1 rRNA gene is annotated in these 1,621 nt (G+C 50.2%); it reads right to left on the reverse strand.

What is annotated here, in order from left to right:
- Nucleotides 1-11 precede the first annotated feature (11 nt).
- Nucleotides 12-1,562: ribosomal RNA gene (locus tag SBL15_RS12880) — 16S ribosomal RNA — on the reverse strand.
- Nucleotides 1,563-1,621: the final 59 nt, after the last annotated feature.

Here is a 1,621-nt window from a genome sequence, read left to right on the forward strand (position 1 = left end):
TATATCCTTAGAAAGGAGGTGATCCAGCCGCACCTTCCGATACGGCTACCTTGTTACGACTTCACCCCAATCATTTGTCCCACCTTCGACGGCTAGCTCCAAATGGTTACTCCACCGGCTTCGGGTGTTACAAACTCTCGTGGTGTGACGGGCGGTGTGTACAAGACCCGGGAACGTATTCACCGTAGCATGCTGATCTACGATTACTAGCGATTCCAGCTTCATGTAGTCGAGTTGCAGACTACAATCCGAACTGAGAACAACTTTATGGGATTTGCTTGACCTCGCGGTTTCGCTGCCCTTTGTATTGTCCATTGTAGCACGTGTGTAGCCCAAATCATAAGGGGCATGATGATTTGACGTCATCCCCACCTTCCTCCGGTTTGTCACCGGCAGTCAACTTAGAGTGCCCAACTTAATGATGGCAACTAAGCTTAAGGGTTGCGCTCGTTGCGGGACTTAACCCAACATCTCACGACACGAGCTGACGACAACCATGCACCACCTGTCACTTTGTCCCCCGAAGGGGAAGGCTCTATCTCTAGAGTTGTCAAAGGATGTCAAGATTTGGTAAGGTTCTTCGCGTTGCTTCGAATTAAACCACATGCTCCACCGCTTGTGCGGGTCCCCGTCAATTCCTTTGAGTTTCAACCTTGCGGTCGTACTCCCCAGGCGGAGTGCTTAATGCGTTAGCTGCAGCACTAAGGGGCGGAAACCCCCTAACACTTAGCACTCATCGTTTACGGCGTGGACTACCAGGGTATCTAATCCTGTTTGATCCCCACGCTTTCGCACATCAGCGTCAGTTACAGACCAGAAAGTCGCCTTCGCCACTGGTGTTCCTCCATATCTCTGCGCATTTCACCGCTACACATGGAATTCCACTTTCCTCTTCTGCACTCAAGTTTTCCAGTTTCCAATGACCCTCCACGGTTGAGCCGTGGGCTTTCACATCAGACTTAAAAAACCGCCTACGCGCGCTTTACGCCCAATAATTCCGGATAACGCTTGCCACCTACGTATTACCGCGGCTGCTGGCACGTAGTTAGCCGTGGCTTTCTGATTAGGTACCGTCAAGACGTGCACAGTTACTTACACGTATGTTCTTCCCTAATAACAGAGTTTTACGATCCGAAGACCTTCATCACTCACGCGGCGTTGCTCCGTCAGGCTTTCGCCCATTGCGGAAGATTCCCTACTGCTGCCTCCCGTAGGAGTCTGGACCGTGTCTCAGTTCCAGTGTGGCCGATCACCCTCTCAGGTCGGCTACGTATCGTCGCCTTGGTAAGCCGTTACCTTACCAACTAGCTAATACGGCGCGGGTCCATCTATAAGTGATAGCAAAACCATCTTTCACTATCGAACCATGCGGTTCGAAATATTATCCGGTATTAGCTCCGGTTTCCCGAAGTTATCCCAGTCTTATAGGTAGGTTACCCACGTGTTACTCACCCGTCCGCCGCTAACGTCAAAGGAGCAAGCTCCTTGTCTGTTCGCTCGACTTGCATGTATTAGGCACGCCGCCAGCGTTCATCCTGAGCCAGGATCAAACTCTCCATAAAAATTTATGATGTTTGATTAGCTCATAATACTAAATAGTGTTTGTAACATTTAAGTTACT

The organism is Staphylococcus sp. NWU MKU2 (genome assembly GCF_033283605.1).
In the GTDB taxonomy this organism is placed as follows: domain Bacteria; phylum Bacillota; class Bacilli; order Staphylococcales; family Staphylococcaceae; genus Staphylococcus; species Staphylococcus haemolyticus.